Source organism: Dermacoccus sp. BD5, from assembly GCF_044878485.1.
In the GTDB taxonomy this organism is placed as follows: Bacteria; Actinomycetota; Actinomycetes; order Actinomycetales; family Dermatophilaceae; genus Dermacoccus; species Dermacoccus nishinomiyaensis.
The window spans coordinates 50,053-75,673 of record NZ_JANJER010000003.1 but is presented as its reverse complement, the minus strand read 5'-3'; the positions used below and the strand labels follow the sequence as shown (position 1 = coordinate 75,673).

General features: G+C 68.8%; 25 protein-coding genes. 16 read left to right on the top strand and 9 right to left on the bottom strand.

Annotation, left to right across the window (positions count from 1 at the left end):
* Window positions 1-12 precede the first annotated feature (12 nt).
* The 7 genes from rapZ to secG all read left to right on the top strand — a co-directional run bounded on the left by rapZ (window position 13) and on the right by secG (window position 6,503).
* Window positions 13-885 (top strand): RNase adapter RapZ, encoded by an 873-nt coding sequence (gene rapZ / locus NQ706_RS03645; RefSeq protein ID WP_038570927.1) that lies wholly within the window; start codon window positions 13-15, stop codon window positions 883-885.
* Window positions 882-1,865, top strand: coding sequence for a uridine diphosphate-N-acetylglucosamine-binding protein YvcK (gene yvcK / locus NQ706_RS03640; protein WP_006945440.1), 984 nt, complete (start codon window positions 882-884; stop codon window positions 1,863-1,865). Before rapZ ends, yvcK begins: the two co-directional genes overlap by 4 nt.
* A gap of 85 nt (window positions 1,866-1,950) precedes the next feature.
* Window positions 1,951-2,928, top strand: a complete 978-nt coding sequence (gene whiA, locus NQ706_RS03635) for a DNA-binding protein WhiA (protein WP_038570925.1) — start codon at window positions 1,951-1,953, stop codon at window positions 2,926-2,928.
* Window positions 2,929-3,083: 155 nt separating this feature from the next.
* Complete coding sequence (gene gap / locus NQ706_RS03630) at window positions 3,084-4,091, top strand: type I glyceraldehyde-3-phosphate dehydrogenase (protein ID WP_038568312.1); 1,008 nt, start codon at window positions 3,084-3,086, stop codon at window positions 4,089-4,091.
* Window positions 4,092-4,103: 12 nt separating this feature from the next.
* Entirely contained in the window at window positions 4,104-5,300 is a 1,197-nt protein-coding gene (locus tag NQ706_RS03625; RefSeq protein ID WP_038568309.1) for a phosphoglycerate kinase, read from the top strand.
* An 89-nt stretch (window positions 5,301-5,389) separates the two neighbouring features.
* Window positions 5,390-6,184 (top strand): triose-phosphate isomerase, encoded by a 795-nt coding sequence (gene tpiA / locus NQ706_RS03620; protein ID WP_038568306.1) that lies wholly within the window; start codon window positions 5,390-5,392, stop codon window positions 6,182-6,184.
* 76 nt (window positions 6,185-6,260) lie between these two features.
* Window positions 6,261-6,503 (top strand): preprotein translocase subunit SecG, encoded by a 243-nt coding sequence (gene secG / locus NQ706_RS03615; RefSeq protein ID WP_006945467.1) that lies wholly within the window; start codon window positions 6,261-6,263, stop codon window positions 6,501-6,503.
* A 90-nt stretch (window positions 6,504-6,593) separates the two neighbouring features.
* Here the strand turns inward: secG and pgl are convergent, their stop codons facing one another.
* Genes pgl through tkt form a run of 6 tightly spaced genes read right to left on the bottom strand, consistent with a single transcriptional unit; the run spans window position 6,594 to window position 14,699 of the window.
* Window positions 6,594-7,322, bottom strand: coding sequence for a 6-phosphogluconolactonase (pgl, locus tag NQ706_RS03610; protein WP_051805893.1), 729 nt, complete (start codon window positions 7,320-7,322; stop codon window positions 6,594-6,596).
* A complete protein-coding gene (locus tag NQ706_RS03605; RefSeq protein ID WP_038568303.1) occupies window positions 7,319-8,245 on the bottom strand; it encodes a glucose-6-phosphate dehydrogenase assembly protein OpcA in 927 nt (308 codons plus the stop codon). Before NQ706_RS03605 ends, pgl begins: the two co-directional genes overlap by 4 nt.
* Window positions 8,242-9,798, bottom strand: coding sequence for a glucose-6-phosphate dehydrogenase (zwf, locus tag NQ706_RS03600; RefSeq protein ID WP_038568301.1), 1,557 nt, complete (start codon window positions 9,796-9,798; stop codon window positions 8,242-8,244). Before zwf ends, NQ706_RS03605 begins: the two co-directional genes overlap by 4 nt.
* Window positions 9,795-11,426, bottom strand: a complete 1,632-nt coding sequence (locus tag NQ706_RS03595) for a glucose-6-phosphate isomerase (protein ID WP_038568298.1) — start codon at window positions 11,424-11,426, stop codon at window positions 9,795-9,797. Before NQ706_RS03595 ends, zwf begins: the two co-directional genes overlap by 4 nt.
* Window positions 11,423-12,544 carry a transaldolase gene (gene tal / locus NQ706_RS03590; RefSeq protein WP_038568295.1) on the bottom strand — a complete coding sequence of 374 codons (1,122 nt, stop codon included), beginning with the start codon at window positions 12,542-12,544 and terminating at the stop codon, window positions 11,423-11,425. Before tal ends, NQ706_RS03595 begins: the two co-directional genes overlap by 4 nt.
* 7 nt (window positions 12,545-12,551) lie before the next feature.
* A complete protein-coding gene (tkt, locus tag NQ706_RS03585; RefSeq protein WP_038568293.1) occupies window positions 12,552-14,699 on the bottom strand; it encodes a transketolase in 2,148 nt (715 codons plus the stop codon).
* 121 nt (window positions 14,700-14,820) lie between these two features.
* On the opposite strand from tkt, the gene NQ706_RS03580 reads away from it, so the two are divergent.
* Window positions 14,821-15,798: a heme o synthase gene (locus NQ706_RS03580; RefSeq protein ID WP_038568290.1), complete on the top strand. Its 978-nt coding sequence runs from the start codon at window positions 14,821-14,823 to the stop codon at window positions 15,796-15,798.
* A 251-nt stretch (window positions 15,799-16,049) separates the two neighbouring features.
* Here the strand turns inward: NQ706_RS03580 and NQ706_RS03575 are convergent, their stop codons facing one another.
* The 3 genes from NQ706_RS03575 to NQ706_RS03565 all read right to left on the bottom strand — a co-directional run bounded on the left by NQ706_RS03575 (window position 16,050) and on the right by NQ706_RS03565 (window position 18,711).
* Entirely contained in the window at window positions 16,050-16,997 is a 948-nt protein-coding gene (locus NQ706_RS03575) for a heme A synthase (protein ID WP_235181918.1), read from the bottom strand.
* Window positions 16,998-17,131: 134 nt separating this feature from the next.
* A complete protein-coding gene (locus NQ706_RS03570; protein ID WP_081873660.1) occupies window positions 17,132-17,971 on the bottom strand; it encodes an ABC transporter permease in 840 nt (279 codons plus the stop codon).
* Window positions 17,968-18,711, bottom strand: a complete 744-nt coding sequence (locus tag NQ706_RS03565; protein ID WP_051805890.1) for an ABC transporter ATP-binding protein — start codon at window positions 18,709-18,711, stop codon at window positions 17,968-17,970. The genes NQ706_RS03570 and NQ706_RS03565 overlap by 4 nt, the downstream gene beginning before the upstream one ends.
* Before the next feature lie 151 nt (window positions 18,712-18,862).
* Here NQ706_RS03565 and NQ706_RS03560 point away from each other — a divergent pair, with 151 nt between their 5' ends.
* Genes NQ706_RS03560 through NQ706_RS03525 form a run of 8 tightly spaced genes read left to right on the top strand, consistent with a single transcriptional unit; the run spans window position 18,863 to window position 25,594 of the window.
* A complete protein-coding gene (locus NQ706_RS03560; protein WP_404360402.1) occupies window positions 18,863-19,678 on the top strand; it encodes a helix-turn-helix transcriptional regulator in 816 nt (271 codons plus the stop codon).
* A complete protein-coding gene (gene sufB, locus NQ706_RS03555) occupies window positions 19,675-21,093 on the top strand; it encodes a Fe-S cluster assembly protein SufB (RefSeq protein WP_006945377.1) in 1,419 nt (472 codons plus the stop codon). Before NQ706_RS03560 ends, sufB begins: the two co-directional genes overlap by 4 nt.
* Window positions 21,093-22,304 carry a Fe-S cluster assembly protein SufD gene (gene sufD, locus NQ706_RS03550; protein WP_038568283.1) on the top strand — a complete coding sequence of 404 codons (1,212 nt, stop codon included), beginning with the start codon at window positions 21,093-21,095 and terminating at the stop codon, window positions 22,302-22,304. The genes sufB and sufD overlap by 1 nt, the downstream gene beginning before the upstream one ends.
* The gene (locus NQ706_RS03545; protein ID WP_038568280.1) at window positions 22,301-22,627 is read left to right on the top strand and encodes a non-heme iron oxygenase ferredoxin subunit; all 327 of its coding nucleotides are present in this window, start codon (window positions 22,301-22,303) and stop codon (window positions 22,625-22,627) included. The genes sufD and NQ706_RS03545 overlap by 4 nt, the downstream gene beginning before the upstream one ends.
* Before the next feature lie 49 nt (window positions 22,628-22,676).
* On the top strand, window positions 22,677-23,453 hold the full coding sequence (gene sufC, locus NQ706_RS03540; RefSeq protein WP_038568278.1) for a Fe-S cluster assembly ATPase SufC: 777 nt from the start codon (window positions 22,677-22,679) through the stop codon (window positions 23,451-23,453).
* Window positions 23,454-23,455: 2 nt separating this feature from the next.
* Window positions 23,456-24,751: an aminotransferase class V-fold PLP-dependent enzyme gene (locus tag NQ706_RS03535; protein ID WP_038568276.1), complete on the top strand. Its 1,296-nt coding sequence runs from the start codon at window positions 23,456-23,458 to the stop codon at window positions 24,749-24,751.
* A gap of 1 nt (window position 24,752) precedes the next feature.
* On the top strand, window positions 24,753-25,262 hold the full coding sequence (gene sufU, locus NQ706_RS03530) for a Fe-S cluster assembly sulfur transfer protein SufU (protein ID WP_038568272.1): 510 nt from the start codon (window positions 24,753-24,755) through the stop codon (window positions 25,260-25,262).
* The gene (locus NQ706_RS03525; protein ID WP_006945372.1) at window positions 25,259-25,594 is read left to right on the top strand and encodes a metal-sulfur cluster assembly factor; all 336 of its coding nucleotides are present in this window, start codon (window positions 25,259-25,261) and stop codon (window positions 25,592-25,594) included. The genes sufU and NQ706_RS03525 overlap by 4 nt, the downstream gene beginning before the upstream one ends.
* Window positions 25,595-25,621 lie beyond the last annotated feature (27 nt).

The window sequence follows — 25,621 nt, the reverse complement described above, 5'->3', positions numbered from 1 at the left end:
CGAGAGGCAGCCATGTCACACCCACCGCGCGCGGAGTTGATGATCGTCACCGGCATGAGCGGCGCCGGCCGCTCGACGGCCGCGAACGTGCTCGAGGATCAGGGCTGGTACGTCGTCGACAACCTGCCGCCTCAGCTGCTGCCCGACCTCGCCGGGCTCGTCGACGCGAGCGCGGAGGACGTCCCGCGCCTCGCCGCCGTCGTCGACGTCCGCAGCCGCGCGTTCTTCACCGACTTCCGCGCGGGCCTCGAACGTCTGCGTGACGACGGCTGGCGCCCGTCGGTCGTGTTCATGGACGCGACCGACGAGGCGCTCGTGCGCCGGTTCGAGTCGGTGCGCCGACCGCACCCGTTGCAGGGCGAGGGGCGCATGCTGGACGGCATCATCCGCGAACGTGAGATCTTGCGCGACCTGCGCTCGAACGCCGACATCCTCATCGACACGAGCGGTCTCAACGTCCACCAACTGTCCGCGAAGGTGCACGAGCTCGTCGGCGACACGGGCGGGCCGGCGTTGCGCGTCGCCGTCATGAGCTTCGGGTTCAAGTACGGCATCCCGCTCGACGCCGACCTCGTCTTCGACATGCGTTTCTTGCCGAACCCGTTCTGGAACCCGGAGCTGCGCCCGTTCAGCGGAAAGGACGAGGTCGTGCGTGATTTCGTCCTCGGTCAGCCGGGGGCCCGTGAGTTCCTCGACGGCGTCCTCGCGCTGCTCGAACCGATGACGCAGGGCTACCTGCGCGAGGGGCGCAGCTACGTCACGCTCGCCGTCGGCTGCACCGGCGGCAAGCACCGCAGTGTCGCGATGGCCGAGGAACTGGCGAAGCGCCTCGCCTCCGATCAGCTCGGGACCCTAGTCGTCCACCGTGATCTGGGGCGGGAGTGAAGCGCCCCGCGGTCGCGGCCCTCGGTGGGGGGCATGGCCTGTTCGCCTCGCTGGAGGCCCTGCGTCTCGTGACGGACAAGATTACCGCCATCGTCACCGTCGCCGACGACGGGGGCTCTTCGGGGCGCCTGCGCGAGGAGTACGACATCCTCCCGCCCGGCGACCTGCGCATGGCGCTGGCCGCTTTGTGCGACAACTCCCAGTGGGGCATCGCCTGGCGTGATGCGCTGCAGCATCGCTTCCCCGGCGAGGGCCCGCTCGGCGGGCACGCCCTCGGCAACCTGCTCATCGCGGGGCTGTGGGATTCGCTGGGAGACCCGATCCAGGGTCTCGACATGGTCGGGCGCCTGCTCAGCGCGCGCGGGCGCGTCCTGCCCATGTCGTTGCAGCCGTTGCGCATCGACGCCAAAGTCCGCGGCGCCGACCCCGCAGATCCAGACGGGGTGCGCGAGGTCTCCGGCCAGGTCGCGGTCGCGCAGACGCCGGGCACCGTGCTCAACCTGCGCCTGTTCCCCGACCCGCCGCAGCCGTGCCGCGAGGCGATCGACGCGGTGCTCGACGCCGACTGGGTCATCCTCGGGCCGGGTTCGTGGTTCACCTCCGTCATGCCGCACCTGCTCGTGCCCGACCTGCTCGACGCGCTCGTGCAGACGAAGGCGAAGCGGATGCTGACGCTCAACGTGCAGATGGACACGGGCGAGACCTCCGGTTTCTCGGCCAGCGATCACCTCGAGGTGCTCGCGGCCCATGCTCCGGCCCTTCACCTCGACGCGATCCTCGCCGACCCGGGCGTCGTCGGTGATGACGCCCGCGCCCGCGAGGCGCTCGAGTCGTCGGCGGCCGCGTTGGGCGCGAGCGTCGTCTACAAGCCGGTCGCCGACCAGGAGAGCGCCGGCGTCCACGACACCCTGCGCCTCGCGACGGCGTACCGCGACGTCATGGAATCGGCCGCCCGCGCCCAGGCGCGGCGTCGCGCGTGATCACCCGTTTGGGCCGGGTGCCGCGCGTTCGGCACAATAGATCCTTCGTCCCGCAGGGCGATCGACGAGGAAGGTGCACGACGACATGGCGATGACGGCAGCGGTCAAGGACGAGCTGGCCCGGGTGGTGGTGACGCCGCAGCAGACCCGCAAGTCCGAGGTCGCGGCCATGCTGCGCTTCGCCGGCGGGCTGCACCTCGTCGCCGGGCGGGTCGTCGTCGAGGCGGAGCTCGACACCGGCGTCGCCGCGCGTCGTCTGCGTACGAACATCACGCAGCTCTACGGTCACACGAGCGAGCTCGCCGTCATGAGTGCCGGCGGCATCCGTCGTCAGACGACGTATCTCGTGCGCGTCGCCAAGCCCGAGCTCGCCGTGCAGACCGGCCTCGTCGATGCGAAGGGCCGCCCGGTGCGCGGGCTGCCGCCGAAGATCGTCAACGGCACCCTCGACGACGCCGCCGCCGCGTGGCGCGGCGCGTTCATCGCCCACGGTTCGCTCACCGAGCCGGGCCGTTCGTCGTCGCTGGAGATCACCTGTCCCGGTTCCGAAGTCGCCCTCGCCCTCGTCGGCGCGGCGCGCCGGCTGGGTGTGCCCGCAAAGGCGCGTGAGGTGCGCGGCGTCGACCGCGTCGTCATCCGTGACGGCGAGGCGATCGGCGCGATGCTCACCCACATGGGCGCCGAGGACGCGCGCCTCGTGTGGGAGGAACGCCGCATGCGCCGTGAGGTGAGGGCCACCGCGAACCGTCTCGCGAACTTCGACGACGCCAACCTGCGCCGTTCGGCGCGCGCTGCCGTCGCCGCGGGCAGCCGCGTCGCGCGGGCGATGGAGATCCTCGGCGAGGACGTGCCCGATCATCTTCGTCAGGCCGGTGAGTTGCGCATCGAGCACAAGGAGGCGAGCCTCGAGGAGCTCGGCGCCCTCGCCGACCCACCGATGACGAAGGACGCCGTCGCCGGACGCATCCGCCGGCTGCTCGCGATGGCCGACAAGCGCGCCGCCGATCAGGGCATCCCCGGCACCGACGCGAACCTCACGCCCGACATGCTCGAGGACGACTGACCCTGCCGCGCCCCGGTCAGCGGCCTGACTGACCGGTAACCTGCCCCGCGGTGCCCCGCGGCCCGCCTGCGTGTCATAGAGTGGAGGTGTTGAAAGACCTCGCGCCTTTCTGGGCGCGTGAGCACTCGATTCCTAGGGAAGGGCAGGGTCCTCAAGTGACCGTCCGCGTTGGTATCAATGGCTTTGGCCGCATCGGCCGCAACTTCTTCCGGGCCGTGAAGGCCTCGGGCGCAGACGTCGAGATCGTGGCGGTGAACGACCTCACCGACAACAAGACGCTCGCCAACCTCCTCAAGTACGACTCGATCCTCGGCCGTTTCGACGGCGAGGTCTCCTACGACGAGAACTTCCTCACGGTCGACGGCAAGAAGATCGCCGCGTTCGCCGAGAAGGACCCGGCGAAGCTCGACTGGGCCTCGGTCGGCGCCGACGTCGTCATCGAGTCCACCGGTTTCTTCACGGACGCCGAGAAGGCCAAGGCGCACCTCACCGGTGGCGCGAAGAAGGTCATCATCTCCGCCCCGGCGAAGAACGAGGACATCACAATCGTCATGGGCGTCAACGACGACCAGTACGACGCGTCGAAGCACACGATCATCTCGAACGCCTCGTGCACGACGAACTGCCTCGCCCCGATGGCCAAGGCCCTCAACGACGGCCTCGGCATCGAGCGTGGCCTCATGACGACGATCCACGCCTACACGGGTGACCAGCGTCTGCACGACGCGCCGCACAGCGACCCGCGTCGCGCCCGCGCCGCCGCGATCAACATCGTTCCGACCTCGACGGGTGCCGCCAGGGCCGTCGCGCTGGTGCTGCCGGAGCTCAAGGGCAAGCTCGACGGTTACGCGCTGCGTGTGCCGACCCCCACAGGCTCGGCGACCGACCTGACGTTCGAGGCTCCGCGCGAGACGACCGTCGAAGAGGTCAACGAGATCGTCAAGAAGGCCGCGAGCGAGGGCCCGCTCAAGGGTTACCTGCAGTACACCGAGGACCCGCTGGTCTCGACGGACATCGTCACCGACCCGGCCTCCTGCATCTTCGACTCCGGTCTGACGAAGGTCATCGGCAACCAGGTCAAGGTCGTCGGCTGGTACGACAACGAGTGGGGTTACTCCAACCGCCTCGTCGACCTGACCACGCTCGTCGGCTCCTCCCTCTGATCGGGGTCAGGCGTGAAGTCGATCAGCGATCTGGGTGATCTGCGCGGCAAGACAGTGTTGCTGCGCAGCGACCTCAACGTCCCGCTCGACGGTTCGACGATCACCGACGACGGCCGCATCCGCGCGTCCGTCCCGACGATCCAGGAGCTGACGAAGGCCGGCGCTCGCGTCGTCGTCGTCGCGCACCTGGGCCGCCCCAAGGGCGAGCCGGAGGCGAAGTACTCGCTGCAGCCCGTCGTCGGGCGCCTGTCGGAACTGCTCGGTCAGGACGTGGCGTTCGCCACCGACACGGTCGGCGACTCGGCGCGTTCCACGGTTGAATCCCTCGGTGACGGCGACGTCGCCCTGCTCGAGAACCTGCGCTTCAACGCGGGCGAGACGAGCAAGGACGAGGCGGAGCGCAAGCAGTTCGCCGAGCAGCTCGCGTCACTGGCGGACGTGTTCGTCTCCGACGGCTTCGGTGTCGTGCACCGCAAGCAGGCGTCCGTCTACGACGTGGCGCAGCTGCTGCCGTCGGCGATGGGTGGGCTCGTCAAGACCGAGGTCGAGGTGCTGAAGCAGCTCACCGAGAACCCGAAGCGTCCGTACGCCGTGATCCTCGGTGGCGCGAAGGTCGCCGACAAGCTGGCCGTCATCGAGAACCTCATGCAGACCGCGGATCGGCTGCTCATCGGCGGCGGGATGGTCTTCACCTTCCTCGCGGCCGAGGGGCACGAGGTCGGCAAGAGCCTGCTCGACACCGAGCAGATCGAGACGGTCAAGGGCTACATCGCGAAGGCCAAGGAGCTGGGCGTCGAGATCGTGCTGCCGAGCGACGTCGTCGTCGCGCCGGAGTTCGCGGCCGACAAGGGCCACGAGGTCGTCTCGATCGACGCGATCCCGGCCGACCAGATGGGTCTCGACATCGGCCCGGAGTCGGCGAAGCTGTACGCGAGCAAGCTGACGGACTGCAAGACGGTGTTCTGGAACGGCCCGATGGGCGCGTTCGAGATGGAGCCGTTTGCCGCCGGGACGAAGGCGGTCGCGCAGGCGCTCGTCGAGGCCACCGAGAACGGTGCCCTCACCGTCGTCGGTGGTGGCGACTCGGCCGCCGCCGTGCGTCAGCTCGGATTCTCCGATGATCAGTTCGGGCACATCTCCACCGGTGGTGGGGCGAGCCTCGAATACCTCGAGGGCAAGGAACTGCCGGGCATCTCCGTGCTCGGCTGATCTGACCTCCACAGCTGCGAACCCCGCCTCCGTCGCTTCGGCGGGGGCGGGGTTCGCGGTATCCGATCAACGTGAAAGGGGAAGCCGGCATGGCTTCGACGAAGAACACGCGCACGCCGCTCATGGCGGGCAACTGGAAGATGAACCTCGACCACCTCGCGGGCACTCACCTCGTGCAGAAGCTCGCGTGGGGCCTGGAGGACAAGCGTCACGACTTCGGGGCCGTCGAGGTCGCCATCCTGCCGCCGTTCACCGATCTGCGTTCGGTGCAGACGCTCGTCGACGGCGACAAGCTCAAGCTCGTCTACGGCGCACAGGATCTGTCGCAGCATGACGAGGGCGCGTACACCGGTGAGATCTCGGGCGCATTCCTCGCGAAGCTCGGCTGCACCTACGCGTGCGTCGGTCACAGCGAGCGCCGTCAGTACCACGGTGAGACGGACGAGATCGTCCGCGCGAAGGTCGAGGCGGCGTACCGTCACGGCCTCACGCCGATCCTGTGCGTCGGTGAGCCGCTCGAGGTCCGTCAGGCGGGCGAGCACGTCGAGCACTGCGTCGCCCAGGTGCGCGCCGCCGTCGCCGGTCTCACGCCCGAGCAGGCGTCGACGCTCGTCGTCGCCTACGAGCCCGTGTGGGCCATCGGCACCGGCGAGGTCGCGACGCCCGCCGACGCGCAGGAGGTGTGCGCCGCCGTCCGCGTCGCCCTGGCCGACGCGTTCGAGCAGGAACTCGCGGACAAGGTCCGCGTTCTCTACGGCGGCTCGGTGAAGCCGGGCAATGTCGCGGAGATCATGGCCGGGGACGACGTCGACGGTGCCCTCGTCGGCGGCGCGTCGCTCGTCGCTGACGACTTCATCGGCATCTGCACCTACCAGAACGCCTGAGGCTCGGGCACGCGGTACGCTGGGGGCTGATTTCGTGCGGGCTCACGCCCGCCCCGTCGTGAGGTGAGATTTCTTCGTGGACATTGTCAAGATCCTGCTGCAGGGCCTGCTCGTGCTGAGCAGCCTGTTTCTCGTGCTGTTGATCCTCATGCACAAGGGCAGCGGCGGCGGTCTGTCCGACATGTTCGGCGGTGGCTCCGGCGCCAACCTCGGCGGCTCCTCGCGCGCTGAGCGCAACCTCAACCGCATCACCGTCGGCGCTGCGACGATCTGGATCCTCGCCATCATCGGCCTGGGGCTCGTCGAACGCTTCAACTGACGGATTCCATCGGCGCCCATGATCGCCGACGCGACTAAGCTCGTCATCTCCAGCGGGAGGTGACGAGCTTCGTCGCGTTGGATGGGTGCTTCAGGCGCCGGGCCCGGCTGCCGCTTCGTCGAGCCACCAGATCGTGCGTTCGCGTCCATGTACGCCGGAGGCCGGGTGAGCGGTTCGATCCGTCGAACCCGACGCTGCGCGCACCGCGTCTGCCTTGTCGGCCCCCGCGATCATGAGCCACACCTCGCGCGCCGCGTTGAGCGCGGGGAAGGTGAGGCTGATGCGCTGCGGCGGCGGCTTGGGGGAGTCGTTCTCCGCGACGACGCTGGTGTCGTCGACGCGTGTCGTCGCGTGCCCGGGAAACAGGGACGCCACGTGCGTGTCCGGACCCATCCCGAGCATGACGATGTCGAACTGTGGCGCCACCGTGGCCAGCTCGTCGCGGTAGCGCGCAACGGCCGCGTCGAGGTCGTCACCGTCCGGGCCGTCCGACGCCGCCATGGCGTGTACGTTCGCCGCGGGCACGCCGACGACGTCGATGAGCACCACCCGAGCCTGCGTCTCGTTGCGCTCGGCGTCCCCCGTGGGCAGGAACCGTTCGTCGCCCCACCACAGGTGCACGTGCGCCCAGTCGATGTCGTCGAGCGGGGCGAGAGCTCGCGCACTCGCCTCACCCATCGACCCGCCCGTGAGGACGACGTGGGCGACGCCCCGGGAGGCCACCGCGTCGGCGATGACCTCCCGCAGGCGTTCGGCGATCGCGTCGGCCAGATCAGCCTTCGTCGCCGCCACGCGTCGTTCGACGTTCGCAGCGCTCACGCGTCGTCCTCGGCGGCGAGCTTCGGCAGGCCGCGCACGAGGGCGTCACGGTAGACCTCGTCCTTGTCGAGGCGCCGCAACTCCTCGGCGAGGGATGCGACCGCGTCCGGGCGCTGCAGCGCCATCTGACGGTCCGGCTGGCCGGGCTGGCTCAGGATCGCCTGCTCACCGTGACGCGTCAGCATGATCGGGCCGGAAGCACGCTCCAGCTCGACGCTGATGAGGCCCAGACCGGGTTCACCGACTCGACGCTCGACCGGGCAGCCGAGTTCGACGCCGAGCCAGCCGCCGAGCAGGTCGGTGGAGGCCGAGTCGCTCGCTCCGGTGACGATGACCTTCGTGACCGGCTCGTACGGCGGCACGTCGAGTGCCCCCGCTAGCAGGCCGCGCCAGCGCGTCGTCCGGGCCCACGCCATGTCCGTGTCGCCGGCGGTGTAGTGCATCGCGCGGCGCAGGATCTCGCTGCGCGGGTCGGCCGAAAGCGACGCGTCCGTGATGCGACGCTGCGCCATCCGACCGATCGGGGTCTCACCGATGTTCTCGTCGGCCTTCATCGGCCACCACGCGACGACGGGGGAGTCGGCGAGCAGCAGCGGCGTCAGGGCCGACGCGCCGTGCTGCGCGAGTTCACCGTGCAGACGCAGCACGATGATCTCGGATGCACCGGCGTCGCCGCCGAGACGGATCTCGGCGTCGAGCCACGCGTCGGCGGCATCCGGGTCGGCGACGAGCGCGATGATGCGACTCGGGTGCAGACGCGTGGCCTCCGCCGCGACGTGCAGCGACTCCTCGACGTCCTCACCGCGGCAGACGGCGACGAGCGTCATGACACGCCCGATCGTCATCGAGCCGACCTCGTTGCGCAGTTGGACGAGCTTCTTGGAGATCTCCGTCGTCGACGTCTTGTCCAGGTTGACGATCACGGCATCCTCCAGTGGCGTCCGTCGCGGGCCATCATGTCGTCGGAGCTCTGTGGCCCCCACGTGCCCGACTCGTACTGATCGGGCTGCGCATCCATCGAGGCCCAGAAGTTCTCGATCGGGTCGAGGATCTTCCACGACAACTCGACCTCTTCGTGCCGCGGGAACAACGGCGGATCGCCGAGCAGCACGTCGAGGATGAGACGTTCGTAGGCCTCCGGGCTCGAGTCGGTGAACGCCGAGCCGTAGCCGAAGTCCATCGTCACGTCGCGCACCTCGAAGCCGTTCGAGCCCGGAATCTTGGAACCGAACCGCATCGTGACACCCTCGTCGGGCTGCACCCGGATGACGATGGCGTTGCGGCCGAGCTCCTCGGTCTGGTTCTCGTCGAACGGGGTCACCGCGTTCTTGAACACGACGGCGATCTCGGTGACGCGCTTGCCGAGTCGCTTGCCGGTGCGCAGGTAGAACGGCACACCCGCCCAACGCCGCGTGTTGATGCCGAGCTTGACGGCGGCGTACGTCTCGGTCTGCGAGTCGGGCTTGATGCCCTCCTCCTGCAGGAAGCCGGGCACCTTCTCCGCGCCCTGCCACCCCTCGGCGTACTGCCCGCGAGCCGTCGAGGCTGCGAGATCCTGCGGCAGCTTCACCGCGGCGAGCACCTTCTCCTTCTCCGTGCGCAGATCCTTCGCGTCGAAGGTGAGCGGCTGCTCCATCGCCGTGATGGCGAGCAGCTGGAGCAGGTGGTTCTGGATGACGTCGCGCGCCGCCCCGATGCCGTCGTAGTAGCCCGCGCGGCCACCGATGCCGATGTCCTCGGCCATGGTGATCTGCACGTGGTCGACGTGGTTGTTGTTCCAGATCGGCTCGAACATCTGGTTGGCGAAACGGAACGCCAAGATGTTCTGCACCGTCTCCTTGCCGAGGTAATGATCGATTCGGAAGATCGAGTCGGGCGGGAAGACGCTCTCGACGATCGCGTTGAGCTCGCGCGCGCTCTCGAGGTCGTGCCCGAAGGGCTTCTCGATGACGACGCGGCGCCACGCGTCCGGCTTCGCCTCGCTCGGCTTCGTCAGGCCGGCCGTCTCGAGCTGCTCGCAGACCTGCGCGAACGATCCCGGGGGGATCGACAGGTAGAAGGCCGTGTTGCCCTCGGTGCCGCGGCTGTCCTCGAGTTCCTTGAGCGTCGTCGCCAGGTTCTCGAAGGCGGAGGCGTCGTCGAAGGTGCCCTGGACGAAACGGATGCCGTCGGCGAGGTTGGTCCAGACCTCCTCGTCGTAGCCCGTGCGCGCACGCTCCTTGACCGACTCCTTGACGATCTGCATGAAGTCCTGGTCCTCCCAGTCACGTCGGGCGAAGCCGACGAGGGAGAAACCGGGCGGCAGCAGACCGCGGTGGAACAGGTCGTAGATGGCCGGCATGAGCTTCTTGCGGGCGAGGTCACCCGTGACTCCGAAGAGCACGACGCTGCAGGGCCCGGCGATGCGGGGTAGGCGCTTGTCCTCCTCAGAGCGCAGAGGGTTGTGGCCCTTGGAGATCTCCGTGGGCGGCGTCACCGAGCCTCGCCTCCGGACATCTTCGTCAGGGCCGCGACGACCTGCTTCAGGCCCGCGTCGTGGTCGGCGAGGTGCAGCCGCAGGACGGGCCGGCCGTGGTCGGCGAGGACGGAGGCGTCACCACCGGCCTGCGCATCGCAGAACTGCCCGAAGGTGAAGTCGCGCCCGGGCACGGCGAGATCCTCGCCCGCGACGGTCGTGATCTGCAGGTACACACCGTTCGCCGGGCCGCCCTTGTGGTACTGGCCGGTCGAGTGCAGGAAGCGCGGGCCCCACCCGAAGGTGACGGGTCGTTCCAGCGCACTCTCGAGCGGCGCGCGCGTCGCGGCCAGCTCGGTGTCGGCGAGACGATCGAGGTAAGCCATGACGGCGAGGTAACCCGTAGGCGTCAGCTGCCCGACGAGCGCCTGGAGCGCCGCATCGAGCGTGTCGGCGCCCGCGAGGAAGTCGGGGCCCGCCGTGCGAACCTCGACGGCGCCGTCGACGAACGCAGGAGCATCAGCGGCGCCCATGCCCGCGTCGAGCAGTTCGCGCGCCGCGGCCTTCGCCGACTCGACGTCCGGCTGGTCGAACGGGTTGATGCCGATGAGGCGGCCGGCGACGGCCGTCGCGACCTCCCACAGCAGCATCTGCGCGCCCAGCGAACCCGAGACGGTCGTGACGGAGTCGCCCTCCGGGGTGCGCTCGTCGTCCTCGGCCGTGAGCAGGACGAGGTTCTCGTCCGCCGCGAGGCTCGAGGGCTCGTCACGCCCGACGACGACGGGCAGCAGGCCCTTGCCGTCCTTGCCGGTCGACTCGGCGATGAGCTGCTCGATCCAGTCACCGAAGCCCGGGATCTGCGTCCCGGCATCGGCGAGGATCACCTTGTCGCGCAGGGGAGAGGTGCCCCCGAGCACGGCGCCCAGCTGCAGGCCCGGGTTGGCCCCGTCGTCCTCGGCGAGCAGGTCGGTGACGGACTCGGCCTCGTCGAGCAGGGCCTCGACGTCCGCGCCGGCCAGGCCGGAGGGGACGAGACCGAACGCGGTGAGGGCCGAGTAGCGCCCGCCGACGTTCGGGTCGGCGTTGACGACCGTGAAGCCGCCGGCGCGCGAGCTCTCGTCGAGCGGCGAACCCGGGTCGGTGACGATGACGATGCGCTCGGTCGGGTCGATGCCCGCGTCCTCGAACGCCTGCTCGTACGCGCGACGCTGGCTGTCGGTCTCGACCGTCGAGCCCGACTTCGACGAGACGACGACGAGGGTGTGCTCGAGGTCCTCGGCGAGGGCGGCGCGCACCATGTCGGGCTGCGAGGAGTCGAGCACGACGAGCGGAACACCCGCCGTCGCGCAGATGACCTCCGGCGCGAGCGACGAACCGCCCATGCCGCACAGGACGACGCGCGTCAGGCCCTGGGAGGTGAACTTCTCGCGCAGCGCGGCGATCTCACCGACGAGAGGACGGGATGAGCGGGCGAGACCCACCCAGGACAGTCGCTTCGCGGCCTCCGACTCGGCGTCGGAACCCCACAGCGTGGGATCCTGCGCGAAGAGTCGGCTCGCGAACTTCTCGGCGACGAGCGCCGGGACGGCAGCGTCGATCGCTGCCGCCCCGGCACCCACGGTGCCGAGGCTGACACCGGAGGAGGTCACTTGTTCTCGCCTGCCTTCTCGAGTTCGGAACGGACGGAGCCGAGCAGCTCTTCCCAGGACTTCTCGAACTTGTCGAGGCCCTCGGTCTCAAGCTTGTCGACGACGTCGGCGTAGGAGACGCCGGCGTGCTCGAGGGCGTCCATCGTCGCCTTCGCCTCGTCGTGGGTGCCGGTGATGCGGTCGCCCTCGACCGTGCCGTGGTCGGCGAGTGCGGCGAGCGTCTTCGGCGGCATCGTGTTGACCGTGTTCGGCGCGGCGAGCTCGGTCACGTACAGCGTGTCCGGCAGGCTCGGGTCCTTGACGCCCGTCGAGGCCCACAGGGGACGCTGCACGTGCGCGCCGTCGTCGGCGAGAGTCTGCCAGCGCGGCGTCGAGAAGACCTCCTCGAACGCCTGGTAGGCGAGGCGCGCGTTGGCGATGCCGGCCTTCGACTTGAGGGCCTTCGCCTCGTCGGTGCCGACGGCGTCGAGACGCGCGTCGAACTCGGTGTCGACGCGGCTGACGAAGAAGGAGGCGACGGAGCGGATCTTCGACAGGTCCTTGCCGTTCTCACGGGCCTGCTCGAGGCCGGTGAGGAAGGCGTTCATGACGCCGCGGTAGCGGTCGAGGGAGAAGATCAGCGTGACGTTGACGCTGATGCCCTCGGCGAGCACGGCGCTGATCGCGGGCAGACCCTCGACCGTCGCCGGGATCTTGATCATGCAGTTCTCGCGCCCGATCGTCTCCCACAGCTGCTTCGCCATGGTGACGGTGCCCTCGGTGTCGCGCGCCATGCGCGGGTCGACCTCGATGGAGACGCGCCCGTCCTCACCGTTCGTCGCGTCGTAGACGGGGCGCAGGATGTCGCACGCGGCCATGACGTCCTTCGTCGTGATCGCGAAGACGGCCTCGTCGACGCCCTGGCCGGCTGCTGCCAGCTCGGCGACCTGCTCGTTGTAGGCGGAGCCGTCGGACAGGGCCGTCGCGAAGATCGTCGGGTTCGAGGTGACACCGACGACGTTGTTCGTCTCGACGAGCTTCGACAGCTCGTCGCCGGTGACCATCGGACGGTTGAGGTCGTCGAGCCAGATGGAGACGCCCGCGTCGGACAAGGCCTGGGTGTTGGCGTTCTGAGTCATGGATGAATCACTTTCCTTCGACAGCTGCGATGGATGCTTCGGCGGCCTCGACGACCTTCTCGGGCGTGAAACCGAACTCGGTGAACAGCGTCTTGGCGTCGGCCGAGGCGCCGAAGTGGTCGATGCCGACGACACGACCGTCCGTGCCGACGATGTCGTACCAGCTCATCGGGTGGCCGGCTTCCACGGCGACGCGCGCCTTGATGTTCTTCGGCAGCACGCTTTCCTTGTAGGAGTCGTCCTGTGCGTCGAACCACTCGCGGCACGGCATGGAGACCACACGGGTGGCAACACCCTTGGCCTCGAGTTCCTTCCGCGCCTCGACGGCGAGCGACAGCTCCGACCCCGTGGCGACGAGGATGACGTTCGGCTCGCCCTCGCTGTCGGCGAGAACGTAGCCGCCCTTCGTGGTGCCCTCGGCGGACGCGAACTCGGAGCGGTCGAGCGTCGGCAGCTCCTGACGGCTCAGGATGAGGCCGGTCGGGGCATCCGTCGTCTCGAGGATCTTCTTCCACGCCTGAGCCGTCTCGTTCGCGTCACCGGGGCGCACGACGTTGAGGTTCGGGATGGCGCGCAGCGCGCTCAGGTGCTCGATCGGCTGGTGCGTCGGGCCGTCCTCGCCGACACCGATCGAGTCGTGCGTCCACACGAACGTCGACGGGATCTGCTGGATGGCGGCGAGGCGCACCGCGGGACGCATGTAGTCGGAGAACACGAGGAACGTGCCGCCGTAGGCGCGCGTCAGGCCCTCGAGCTCGATGCCGTTGAGGATCATGCCCATGGCGTTCTCGCGGATGCCGAAGTGCAGCGTACGGCCGTACGGGTTGCCCTTCCACGTGCTCGTCGAACGCTCTGCGGGGATGAACGACGGCTGGTTGTCCATCGTCGTGTTGTTCGAGCCGGCGAGGTCGGCGCTACCGCCCCACAGCTCGGGCACGACGTCGGCGAGTGCGTTGAGCACCTTGCCGGACGCGGCGCGCGAGGCGATGCCCTTGGCGTCGGCCTCGAAGACCGGGAGGGCCTCGTCGAAGTTCACGGGCAGCTTCTTGGCCTGGACGCGCTCGAGCAGCTTCGCCGCCTCGGGGTTCGCCGACTTCCACGCGTCGAACTTCTTCGTCCACTCGGCGTGAGCGGCCTGTCCGCGCTGGATCGCCTTGCGGGTGTGCGCGATGACGGCGTCGTCGACCTCGAAGGTCTGCTCCGGGTCGAAGCCGAGCAGCTCCTTCGTCGCCTTGATCTCGTCCTCACCGAGCGCGGAACCGTGGGCCTTGCCCGTGTTCTGCTTCGTCGGCGCGGGGTAGGCGATGATCGTGCGCAGGATGACGATGGACGGCTTGTCCGTGACCTTCTTGCCCTCTTCGATCGCCTCGAACAACGCGTCGACGTCCTCGGTGTACTTGCCGCCGTCCTTCGCGGAGGCGCGCCAGTCGACGACGCGCACGTCCCAGCCGTACGACTCGTATCGCTTGGCGACGTCCTCGGAGAAGGAGACGTTCGTGTCGTCCTCGATCGAGATGTAGTTCTCGTCATAGACGAGGGTCAGGTTGCCGAGCTGCTGGTGGCCGGCGAGGGAGCTGGCCTCGGCCGTCACACCCTCCATGATGTCGCCGTCGGAGGCGATGACGTAGACGTGGTGGTCGAACGGCGACTCGCCGGCCGGCGTCTTCGGGTCGTACAGACCCTTCTGACGGCGCTGCGCCATCGCCATGCCGACGGCGGAGGCGAGGCCCGATCCGAGCGGGCCCGTCGTGATGTCGACACCCTTGGTGTGGTGCACCTCGGGGTGGCCGGGGGTCTTCGAACCCCACGTGCGAAGCGCCTTCAGGTCGTCGAGCTCGAGTCCCGAACCGGACAGGTAGAGCTGGACATACTGCGTGAGCGAGGAGTGACCGCAGGACAGGACGAAACGGTCGCGGCCGATCCACTCGGTGTCGGTGGGGTCGTACGTCATGAGGTTCTGGTAGATGAGGTAGGCGACGGGTGCCAGGCTCATCGCGGTGCCGGGGTGGCCGTTGCCGACCTTCTGGACAGCGTCGGCGGCCAGCAGGCGGGCCGTGTCGACGGCCCGGACGTCGATGTCGCTCCAGCCGGCCTGGTCAGCCTTCGGCAGGGCAAGTGCGTCGGAACGCTCGGGGGTGGACTGATCCGTGGTCACGGGTCTGGCTCCTTCGTGTCGGAATCGAACTCCAGGCGAGCCTAGTCCTCGTCGAGGTCGCGAGTCACCCTGAGTAGACTGGCCTGAGACGGACCCTCGTCCGCCTGCCCCGATCGCACCGATGAAGGACACCGTGACAGCGCTCGAACAGGACACGACTGTGCCGAACCGCGAGGCCACAGGCCCCGTCGGTGACCGCTCGCTCAAGGCGAAGATCGGCGACTACATCGCGCTGACGAAGCCGCGCATCATCGAGTTGCTGCTCGTCACGACGTTCCCGGTGATGTTTCTCGCCGAGCGCGGCGTGCCGGAGGCGTGGCTGATCGTCGCGACGCTCGTCGGCGGCACGCTGTCGGCGTCCTCGGCGAACGTGCTCAACTGCTACCTCGACCGCGACATCGACAAGCTCATGCACCGCACCGAGGGGCGGCCGCTCGTCACGGGGGCGATCACGCCGCGGGCCGCGCTGATCTTCGGCCTCGTGCTCGGCGTCGCCGCGACACTGTGGCTGGGGCTGCTCGTCAACTGGCTGAGCGCATGGCTCTCGCTCGGCGCCATCGTGCTGTACGTGGGCTTCTACACGATCCTGCTCAAGCGCCGCACGTCGCAGAACATCGTGTGGGGCGGCGTCGCCGGATGCATGCCGGTGCTCATCGGCTGGTCCGCCGTCACGAACTCGGTGTCGTGGTCGGCGCTCGTGCTGTTCCTCGTCGTCTTCTTCTGGACGCCGCCGCACTACTGGCCGCTGTCGATGCGTTTCAAGGACGACTACGCGAACGCCGGCGTCCCCATGCTGCCCGTCATCGCCGAGGACGTGACCGTCGGCAAGCAGATCGTCGCCTACTCGTGGGTGACGGTGTTGACGTCGCTCGCGCTCATCCCGATCGCGCCCATGGGATGGATCTACGCCGTCATCGCCGTCGTCTCCGGCGCCGTGTTCCTGCTCGAGGCGCACATGCTGCTCAAGCGCGCGAAGGAAGGCGCCCCGTACTGGGTGCTCAAGCCGATGCGCCTGTTCCACTACTCGATCAGCTACCTGACGCTGCTGTTCATCGGCGTCGCCCTCGACCCGATCTGGTACTACGCGGTCATCCGCTGATCACACCGAGTCACCGAAACGCATCGACTCGACGACGAAGCGGGCCCCGCCATCTGGTGAGGCCCGCTTCGTCGTCCGGTGGACACACTCGCGATTCATGTCCACGTTCGCGATTTCCGTCCACATTCGCAATTCTCGGCCACCCCTGCGATTTTCGTCCACATTCACGGCACCCGGTCAGGTCCGACGATCGCCGCCGCCAGCGATGATTGACGGGTCGTGGTGGAGGGGGAGTTGGCGGAGCAGGCGTCTCAGGGGCGTTCGCGCAGGGAGCAGAGGGCCCAGGTCATCCACGTGACGAGCAGGCACGCGCCGAGCATGTGGAACAGCACCGGCACCCACGGCACGCCCGTGAAGTACTGGACGTAGCCGAGCACGCCCTGCAGCAGAGTGATGACGAGCAGGCCGATCCAGGTGCGTCGCGTGGTGGCAGGGCTGCGCAGGACGAGCAGCGAGAGCAGGACGGCGACGACGAGCCCGCAGAACAGCATGACGGTGTCGGCATGCAGCCACGCGACGCTCCGCGCGTCCCACCCGGTGCGGGCGGGCTCGTCGGCGTCGCCGCTGTGCGGACCGGAACCGGTCACCATCGTGCCGAGCACGAGGACGACGAACGCGAGAACGGCGGCGACCTTCGCGACGACGGCGATGGGCGTCGGCACGAGCGGTCGCTTCGGCCCGTCGCCCTCACGCCCACGCCACACGAGCCACGCGGACGCCGTGACGAGCAGCATCGACAGCATGAAGTGCAAGGCCACGATGAACGGGTTGAGATCCATGTGAACCGTGATGCCACCGACGACGGCCTGCAGCACGATGCCGAGGACGACGCACCCGGCGGGCAGGAGCAGGCGACGACGCGTGCGAGCCCAGAAGAAGATGCCCAGGCACAGCGCGATGGCGACGATGCCGACGACGCCCGTCAGCGTCCGGTTGCCGAACTCGATGTACTTGTGCCAGGACTGTTCCTGCTCCGGCACCGGGGTGTATGAGCCGGGAACGCACTGCGGCCATGTCGGGCACCCGAGCCCCGAACCGGTGAGACGCACGAGCCCGCCCGTCACGACGATGCCGATCTCGACGACGAGGTTGAGCCAGAACAGCCGCTTCAACCACGGGTTGACGGGACGAGATTCAGGAGGCGCGACGGGCGCGGCGCCAACGGCCGCGTCGGACGTCATCGGGGAGGAGTGAGTCACGACATCCAAGCGTAGTGGGCGCCCATCACATATCGGACGCGCGGTCGCGCCTGGGGCGGGGGACCTTCGTCACCACCTGCCGGAGCCACGTGGGCGCTACGCAAAGGCTCGCTTGCCACGCAGCAGGAAAAATTTCAGTCGGACCAGCGGAACAACCGCGACGCGGCGAACGTCAGCACAGCACCCCAGATGACGAGCACGACGAGGGGGAGCGCCAGCGCTCCCGAGCCGGTGAGCGCCGAGCGCAGACCGTCGCCGAGCGCGCCGGTGGGCAGGAAGCGCGCGATCGGCTCCCACCACGACGGGTACTGCGTGGTCGCGAGCAGCAGGCCACCGCCGACGGCGAGCAGGACCCACAGCAGGTTTGCGACGACGAGGACACCCTCGGCGCGCAGCCGGCCCGCGACGACGAGAGCGAGCGCGACGAACACCCAGCACCCGAGCAGCAGGAACACGACGGCGAGCGGCACGCCCGCCCAGTGCGGGTGCCAGCCGAGCACGAGCCCGAGCCCGCCGAGGACGAGCGTCTGCACCGCGACGACACCGGCGACCGCCACCGCCTTGGCGACGAGCAAACCGCGGCTGCCGAGGGGCGTCACACCGAGCAGTCGCAGCACGCCGTAGCGCCGATCGAAGCCCGTCGCGATGGCCTGGCCGGTGAACGCCGTCGACACCACGGCGAGCGCGAGGACGCCCGGCGTCGCGAGGTCGATCCGGCGCCCCGGGCCGAGATCCGGCGTCGAGGCGAAGTGCAGACCGAGCAGCGCCATCGCCGGGAGCAGCAAGGAGACGAGCAGCTGCTCGCCGTTCGCGAGCAACGTGCGGCCCTCGAACGCCGCCTGGGCGCGCATTCGCCGATTGGGCGCAGCCGCCCGGGTCGACGCGTCAGCAGCCGTCGAGCGCTTGGAGGGCATCTCGGCCATCGATGTCGTCGAGGACGCCGACGTCGTCGGGGTCGAATCGGGGCGGGTCATCGCGCGGCCTCCGTCAGGTCGAAGTAGACGTCCTCGAGGTCACGCCCGTGGGTGACCGCATCCAGCGGGCCCTGCGCCACGCATGTTCCCGCGTTCATGATGACGACGTGGTCGGCGAGGCGTTCAGCCTCCTCGAACGAATGCGTCGTGACGACGGCGCTCGCGCCGCGGTCGCGTTCGTCGCTGATGATCGCCCACACCTCGCGGCGGGCGTGCGGGTCGAGGCCGGCGGTGGGTTCGTCGAGGAACAGCAGGTCGGGCTGCCCCACCATCGCCGCCGCGAGTGCGACCCGCTGGCGCTGGCCGCCCGACAGGCGTCGCACGCTCGTGCGGTTGAACGACGGGATCTCCAGGCGCCCGGCGAGCTCATCGACGTCGCGGGGGGCGCGGTAGAACGACGCGAGGTGACGCAGCAGCGCCATCGGCTTGGTTCCCATCGGCAGCCCGCCGTCCTGCAGCATGACACCGACGCGCGCGCGATGATCGGCATCGGCGTTCCACGGTTCGACCCCGAGCACCTGGATGCTGCCCGAATCGGGGCGCCGCAGCCCCTCGGCCATCTCGATGACGCTCGTCTTGCCCGCACCGTTGCGGCCGAGGACGGCCGTCACTCGACCGGCGGGAGCACTCCACGACAGCCCGCTCAGGGCGGGGTTGCCGGAGTAGGCGTGCGTGACGTCGCGGATGTCGACGGCAGCCGTCGCGGCGCCGTCGTCGGGGCTTGCGGGCAGTTTCGGCACCCGTGAAGTCTACGCGCGACCCGGCGCCGGGCCCGGGCGCGTCGACTCCCGCATCGAGGTGAGGTGAACCTCAGTTTCACTCTCCGAGGGAATTACGCAACATTGGTGTTGTTAATTTAGGTGTGAGCCGTTCACGCGAAGGAGGTCGACCATGAACACGCCCACGAACGTGAGCACGCAGCAGGTGGCCTCGAACGCAACGGCACCGGCCACCTCGACCCGCGAACGCGTCCGTACGGCCGTCTCCGAGCACGGCCCCGTGACGGCGGCCGAGCTGGGGCAGCGGATGAACCTCACGCCCGCGGCCATGCGCCGTCACCTCGACGCTCTGCTCGCTGACGGCCTCATCGCCGAACGCGAGGCCCCGACGACAGGTGCGCGCCGGCGCGGTCGCCCTGCGCGCGCCTACGTCCTCACCGAAGCCGGCCACGGCGCGATGCCCGACGGCTACGACGCTCTCGCCTCGCAGGTCATCGCGCACCTCATCGAGCTCGGGGGCGAGCAGGCACTCGTCGCCGTCGCGCAGGAACGCGCCCGCGAGTTGGCCCACAGCGTCCGTCCCGCCGTCGAGGCCGCCGGTGACGACCCCGACGCCCGCGCCGACGCCCTCGCACGCGCCCTGTCCCGTCAGGGCTTTGCCGCCTCGACGCGTCCCGTCGCGGAGGGAACCCCGCTCGCCGGCGTACAGCTGTGCCAGGGGCACTGCCCGGTGCAGCACGTCGCGGCGAGCCACCCCGAGTTCTGCGAGGCCGAGCGTGCCGCGTTCTCCGAGGTCCTGGGCGTGCACGTGCAGCGCCTCGCCTCCCTCGCGCACGGTGACCACGTCTGCACGACGTTCATCCCGACTCCTGCCGTGCCACGAGCGCAGGACGCCGGCCCGCCAGGACCGCGCGCCGCGCCCGGCGAAACCCGCCACCTCGACACCCCCGACCAGACCGACGCCCACCACAAGAAGGAGCAGCGATGAGCACCATCGAAGAGCTCAACCCGGGTCTTGCCGACCTCGGCCGCTACGAGTACGGATGGGCGGACACCGACACCGCCGGCGCATCCGCGAAGCGCGGCCTCAACCCCGACATCGTCGCGGACATCTCGGACCGCAAGAACGAGCCGGAGTGGATGAAGAAGCTGCGCATGAAGTCGCTCGGCCTCTTCGAGAAGAAGCCGATGCCGAACTGGGGCAGCGACCTCACGGGCATCGACTTCCAGAACATCAAGTACTTCGTGAAGTCGACGGAGAAGCAGGCCACGACGTGGGACGAGCTTCCCGAGGACATCAAGAACACGTACGACAAGCTCGGCATCCCGGAGGCTGAGAAGCAGCGCCTCATCGCGGGCGTCGCCGCGCAGTACGAGTCGGAGGTCGTCTACCACCAGATCCGTGAGGACCTGGAGGAAAAGGGCGTCATCTTCGTCGACACCGACACGGGCCTGCGTGAGCACGAGGAACTCTTCCGCGAGTACTTCGGCACCGTCATCCCCGCCGGTGACAACAAGTTCGCCGCGCTCAACACGGCCGTGTGGTCGGGTGGCTCGTTCATCTACGTGCCGAAGGGTGTCCACGTCGACATCCCGCTGCAGGCCTACTTCCGCATCAACACGGAGAACATGGGCCAGTTCGAGCGCACGCTCATCATCGCCGACGAGGGCTCGTACGTTCACTACGTCGAGGGCTGCACCGCGCCGATCTACAAGACCGACTCGCTGCACTCGGCCGTCGTCGAGATCGTCGTGAAGAAGAACGCACGCGTGCGCTACACGACGATCCAGAACTGGTCGAACAACGTCTACAACCTCGTGACGAAGCGCGCCACCTGCGAGGAGGGCGCGACGATGGAGTGGATCGACGGCAACATCGGTTCCAAGGTGACGATGAAGTACCCGGCTGTCTTCCTCATGGGCGAGCACGCGCGCGGCGAGACGCTGTCGATCGCGTTCGCCGGCGAGGGCCAGCACCAGGACGCCGGCGCCAAGATGGTGCACGCCGCCCCGAACACGAGCTCGACGATCGTGTCGAAGTCCGTCGCGCGTGGCGGTGGCCGTACGTCGTACCGCGGTCTCGTGCAGGTGCTCGAGGGCGCCGAACACTCGAAGAGCTCCGTCGTCTGCGACGCGCTGCTCGTCGACCAGATCTCCCGCTCCGACACCTACCCCTACGTCGACGTCCGTGAGGACGACGTGCAGATGGGCCACGAGGCGACCGTCTCGAAGGTGTCCGAGGACCAGCTGTTCTACCTGCGCAGCCGCGGCCTGTCCGAGGAAGAAGCGATGGCGATGATCGTCCGCGGCTTCGTCGAGCCGATCGCCCGCGAGCTGCCGATGGAATACGCGCTCGAACTCAACCGCCTCATCGAACTCCAGATGGAAGGAGCCGTCGGCTGATGACCGCCGAGATCTCTGAACTGGGCAAGACCTCCCAGGCCACCCTCGCAGGCCAGCACACCGACGGCGGATTCGTGCCGGACCAGTCGCGCGCCGAGCGCAAGAAGTCGTTCGACGTCGCCGACTTCGGCGTGCCGAGCGGGCGCGAGGAGGAATGGCGCTTCACCCCCGTCGACCGCCTCTCGCCGCTGCTGGCCGAGAAGGCCACGGACGACGACGCGCTCACCGTCACGATCGAGGGTGAGGGTTTCGAGACCGGCACCCTCGCGATCGGCGAGGCCCCGCGCGGCACCGTCCTGACGCCGGGCGACCGCGCGTCGGTGCTCGCGCACGCGCTCACGCAGGACGCGAGCCACCTCCTCATCCCCGCCGAGGCGGAGCTGACGCAGCCGGTGCGCCTGACGATCCACGGTGAGGGCGCCGACAAGCGCGCCAACGGCCACGTCGTCATCGAGGCCAAACACCACTCGAAGGCTCTCGTCATCCTCGATCACACCGGCTCCGCGCAGGTGACGGCCAACGTCGAGATCATCACCGAGGACGGCGCCGACCTCACGCTCGTCTCCGTCCAACGCTGGGACGACGACGCGCTGCACCTCGCCGATCACACGGCCCTCGTCGGTCGTGACGCGTCCTACCGCCACATCGCGGTGACGCTCGGTGGCGCCATCGTCCGCATTAACGCAAACGTCCGCTACGCGGGCCCCGGCGGCGAGGCGACGCTGCTCGGCGTCTACTTCTCAGACGCCGGTCAGCACCTCGAGCACCGCTCGTTCGTCGACCACAACGCGCCGCGCTGCACCTCTCTCGTCACGTACAAGGGCGCACTGCAGGGCGAGACGGCCCGTACCGTCTGGGTCGGTGACGTGCTGATCCGCGCCGAGGCCGAGGGAATCGAGACGTACGAGCTCAACCGCAACCTCGTCCTGACGGACGGCGCCCGCGCCGACTCCGTGCCGAACCTCGAGATCGAGACCGGCGAGATCGAGGGCGCCGGCCACGCGAGCTCGACGGGCCGTTTCGACGACGAGCAGCTGTTCTACCTGCAAGCACGCGGCATCCCCGAGGCCGAGGCGCGTCGTCTCGTCGTGCGTGGCTTCTTCGCGGACATCATCAACAAGATCGGTGTCCCCGAGGTCGTCGACCCGCTCATGGAGGCCATCGAGGCCGAGCTCGCGGCGACGCAGGAGATCGTCGAGGAGCAGGCATGAGTGAGAACGTCGAGTGGGTCAACCTTGCGAGCGTCGAGGAGATCCCGCAGCCCGGCGCGATCAAGGTCGACGTCGACGACCTCATCATCTGCCTCGCGAAGGACTCGAACGGCGTCATCCACGCGCTCGACGACACGTGCACTCATGCTGCCGTGTCCCTGTCCGAGGGTGAGGTCGACGACGACGGCATCGAGTGCTGGTTGCACGGCTCGAAGTTCAACTATGAGACGGGCAAGCCGATGAGCCTTCCCGCGATGCAGCCCGTCAACGTCTACCCGACGAAGATCGACGGCTCGGCCGTGTTCGTCGGCATCCCCGCCTGAGCCTGGCGCCGGCGCACCCACCAACTTTTCGAACGAAGGACGAAACACCATGTCTACGCTTGAGATTCGCGACCTCCACGTCACCGTCGAGACGGAGAACGGGACGAAGGAGATCCTCAAGGGCGTCAACCTGACGATCAACTCGGGGGAGACGCACGCCATCATGGGCCCGAACGGCTCCGGCAAGTCGACCCTCGCGTACTCGATCGCGGGTCACCCGAAGTACACGATCACCTCCGGCACCGTGACGCTCGACGGCGAGGACGTTCTCGCGATGGACGTCGACGAGCGCGCCCGCGCCGGCGTCTTCCTCGCGATGCAGTACCCCGTCGAGGTTCCCGGCGTCACCGTCTCCAACTTCCTGCGCACCGCGAAGACGGCCGTCGACGGCGAGGCGCCGAAGCTGCGCACGTGGGTCAAGGATGTCAAGGACGCCATGGGCAACCTCAAGATGGATCCGGCGTTCGCCGACCGCAACGTCAACGAGGGCTTCTCCGGTGGCGAGAAGAAGCGCCACGAGATCCTCCAGATGGAGCTGCTCAAGCCGAAGATGGCGATCCTCGACGAGACCGACTCCGGTCTCGACGTCGACGCGCTGCGCATCGTCTCCGAAGGCGTGAACCGCGCCAAGGCGGAGACGAACTGCGGCGTCCTGCTCATCACGCACTACACCCGCATCCTGCGCTACATCAAGCCCGACCACGTGCACGTGTTCGTGAACGGCCGCGTCGCCGAGGAGGGTGGCCCCGAGCTGGCCGACCGTCTCGAGGCCGAGGGCTACGACCGGTACGTCAACGCGGCGGTCGGCAGCGAGGTCAAGGCCTGATCATGACTGACGTTTCGTTCGACGCGGCGCGCGTGCGAGAGGATTTTCCCGTGCTCGCGCGTCGCGTCCGCGACGGCAAGCCGCTGGTCTACCTCGACTCCGGCGCGACGTCGCAGAGCCCCGAAGCCGTCATCACGGCCGAGGGTGATTTCTACCGGACGGTGAACGCCGCGGTGCACCGCGGTGCGCACCAGTTGTCGGAGGCGGCGACGGATGCCTACGAGGCGGCTCGTGCCACGATCTCCGGCTCCATCGGTGGTGAGGCCGACGAGATCGTGTTCACGAAGAACGCGACGGAGGCGCTCAACCTCGTCGCGTACGCCTTCAGCAACGCAGGTTTCGACGGCGCGCTCGACGGCGTCGACCCGGAGCTGGCCGAGCGGCTGCGCATCGGCCCGGGTGACGAGATCGTCATCACGCCGATGGAGCATCACGCCAACCTCGTGCCGTGGCAGGAGCTCGCGCGCCGCACGGGCGCCACGCTGCGCTGGTGCGAGATCACCGACGACGGCCGCATCGACCTCGACTCGATGCGGGCGACCGTCGGCGAGAAGACGAAGATCGTCGCGTTCTCGCACGTGTCGAACGTGCTCGGCACGATCAACCCCGTCGACGAGATCAGCGCGATCGCCCGTGAGGTCGGTGCGTGGGTCGTGCTCGACGCGTGCCAGTCGGTGCCGCACATGCCGGTCGACGTGCGCGAGCTCGACGTCGACTTCCTCGCCTTCTCCGGCCACAAGATGCTCGGCCCCACCGGCATCGGCGTGCTGTGGGCGAAGAACACGACGCTCAACGCCATGCCGCCGTTCCTCACCGGCGGTTCCATGATCGAGATCGTCCGGCTCGAAGGCTCGACATACGCGCCCGCGCCGCAGCGCTTCGAGGCGGGCACGCCGAATGCGGCACAGGCCATCGGTCTCGCCGCAGCGTGCGACTACCTCGACGCGCTCGGGATGGCAAACGTCTTCGCGCACGAGCAGGATCTCATCACCTACGCGCTCGAGGGCTTCGCGGCCCGGCCGTGGACCACCGTCCTCGGCCCGCTCGATGCCGCTTCCCGCACGGGCGCCGTCGCGTTCACCGTCGACGAGGTGCACCCGCACGATGTCGGCCAGATCGTCGACGACGCCGGGGTCGCCATCCGCACCGGCCACCACTGCGCGTGGCCGCTGCACCGGCGTCTCAAGGCCGTCGCGAGCAGCCGCATCAGCTTCAACGTGTACTCGACCCGCGAGGACATCGACGCGTTCTTCGCGGCGCTCGATCGCGTGCCGAGCATCTTCGGACTGGAGGTCTGAGATGGATCTGTACCAGGAACTCATCCTCGATCACTCCAAGCACCCGCAGCACGCGGGGCTGCGCGAGCCGTTCGGGGCAGAGAGCCACCACGTCAACACCTCGTGCGGCGACGAGATCACTCTGCGCGTCGACGTCGAGGGCGAGGGCGACGACGCCGTCATCAGGGACGTCAGCTACGACTCGATCGGTTGCTCGATCTCGGTCGCGTCCGCGTCGATGCTCGCCGACAACCTCGTCGGGCACACGCTGCGCGAGGCGCAGGAGGTCTTCGGCGCGACGCGCAGCATGCTGACGAGCAAGGGCAAGGACGCCGGCGACGAAGAGGTCATCGGTGACGCGATCGCGCTCGCCGGGGTCTCGCAGTACCCGGCGCGCGTCAAGTGCGCGCTGCTGTCGTGGTCGGCCCTGCAGGATTCGCTCGGCAAGCTCGGCCTCGACCTCGCCGGGAGCGCCGCGAACAGCACGAACAGCGACACCACCGCCAGCAGCGACAAGGAGATCACGGCATGAGCGAGACAACCACCCCGCCCGTCGAGTCGGACGTCGAGGACGTCAAAGAGGCCCTGCGCGACGTCGTTGACCCCGAGCTCGGCATCAACGTCGTTGACCTCGGCCTCGTCTACGGCATCACCGTCGACGACTCCAAGCACGCCGTCATCGACATGACCCTGACGTCCGCGGCGTGCCCGCTGACCGACGTCATCGAGGAGCAGGTCGCGACGGCGCTCATGGACGTCGTCGCCGGCCACTCCCTCAACTGGGTCTGGATGCCGCCGTGGGGCCCGGACAAGATCACCGACGACGGCCGCGAGCAGCTTCGCGCCCTCGGATTCAACGTCTGAGCCACCGCTACCGTACGACGAAGCCCG

What these genes read in the sequence shown, in the direction of transcription:
- NQ706_RS03580 (WP_038568290.1), top strand. Translation starts at nt 14,821, where the DNA reads ATGAAGGACACCGTGACAGCGCTCGAACAGGACACGACTGTGCCGAAC.
- sufD (WP_038568283.1), top strand. Translation starts at nt 21,093, where the DNA reads ATGACCGCCGAGATCTCTGAACTGGGCAAGACCTCCCAGGCCACCCTC.
- sufB (WP_006945377.1), top strand. Translation starts at nt 19,675, where the DNA reads ATGAGCACCATCGAAGAGCTCAACCCGGGTCTTGCCGACCTCGGCCGC.
- NQ706_RS03525 (WP_006945372.1), top strand. Translation starts at nt 25,259, where the DNA reads ATGAGCGAGACAACCACCCCGCCCGTCGAGTCGGACGTCGAGGACGTC.
- NQ706_RS03535 (WP_038568276.1), top strand. Translation starts at nt 23,456, where the DNA reads ATGACTGACGTTTCGTTCGACGCGGCGCGCGTGCGAGAGGATTTTCCC.
- tpiA (WP_038568306.1), top strand. Translation starts at nt 5,390, where the DNA reads ATGGCTTCGACGAAGAACACGCGCACGCCGCTCATGGCGGGCAACTGG.
- sufC (WP_038568278.1), top strand. Translation starts at nt 22,677, where the DNA reads ATGTCTACGCTTGAGATTCGCGACCTCCACGTCACCGTCGAGACGGAG.
- whiA (WP_038570925.1), top strand. Translation starts at nt 1,951, where the DNA reads ATGGCGATGACGGCAGCGGTCAAGGACGAGCTGGCCCGGGTGGTGGTG.
- sufU (WP_038568272.1), top strand. Translation starts at nt 24,753, where the DNA reads ATGGATCTGTACCAGGAACTCATCCTCGATCACTCCAAGCACCCGCAG.
- NQ706_RS03545 (WP_038568280.1), top strand. Translation starts at nt 22,301, where the DNA reads ATGAGTGAGAACGTCGAGTGGGTCAACCTTGCGAGCGTCGAGGAGATC.
- NQ706_RS03560 (WP_404360402.1), top strand. Translation starts at nt 18,863, where the DNA reads ATGAACACGCCCACGAACGTGAGCACGCAGCAGGTGGCCTCGAACGCA.
- rapZ (WP_038570927.1), top strand. Translation starts at nt 13, where the DNA reads ATGTCACACCCACCGCGCGCGGAGTTGATGATCGTCACCGGCATGAGC.
- NQ706_RS03570 (WP_081873660.1), bottom strand. Translation starts at nt 17,971, where the DNA reads ATGACCCGCCCCGATTCGACCCCGACGACGTCGGCGTCCTCGACGACA.
- tal (WP_038568295.1), bottom strand. Translation starts at nt 12,544, where the DNA reads ATGACTCAGAACGCCAACACCCAGGCCTTGTCCGACGCGGGCGTCTCC.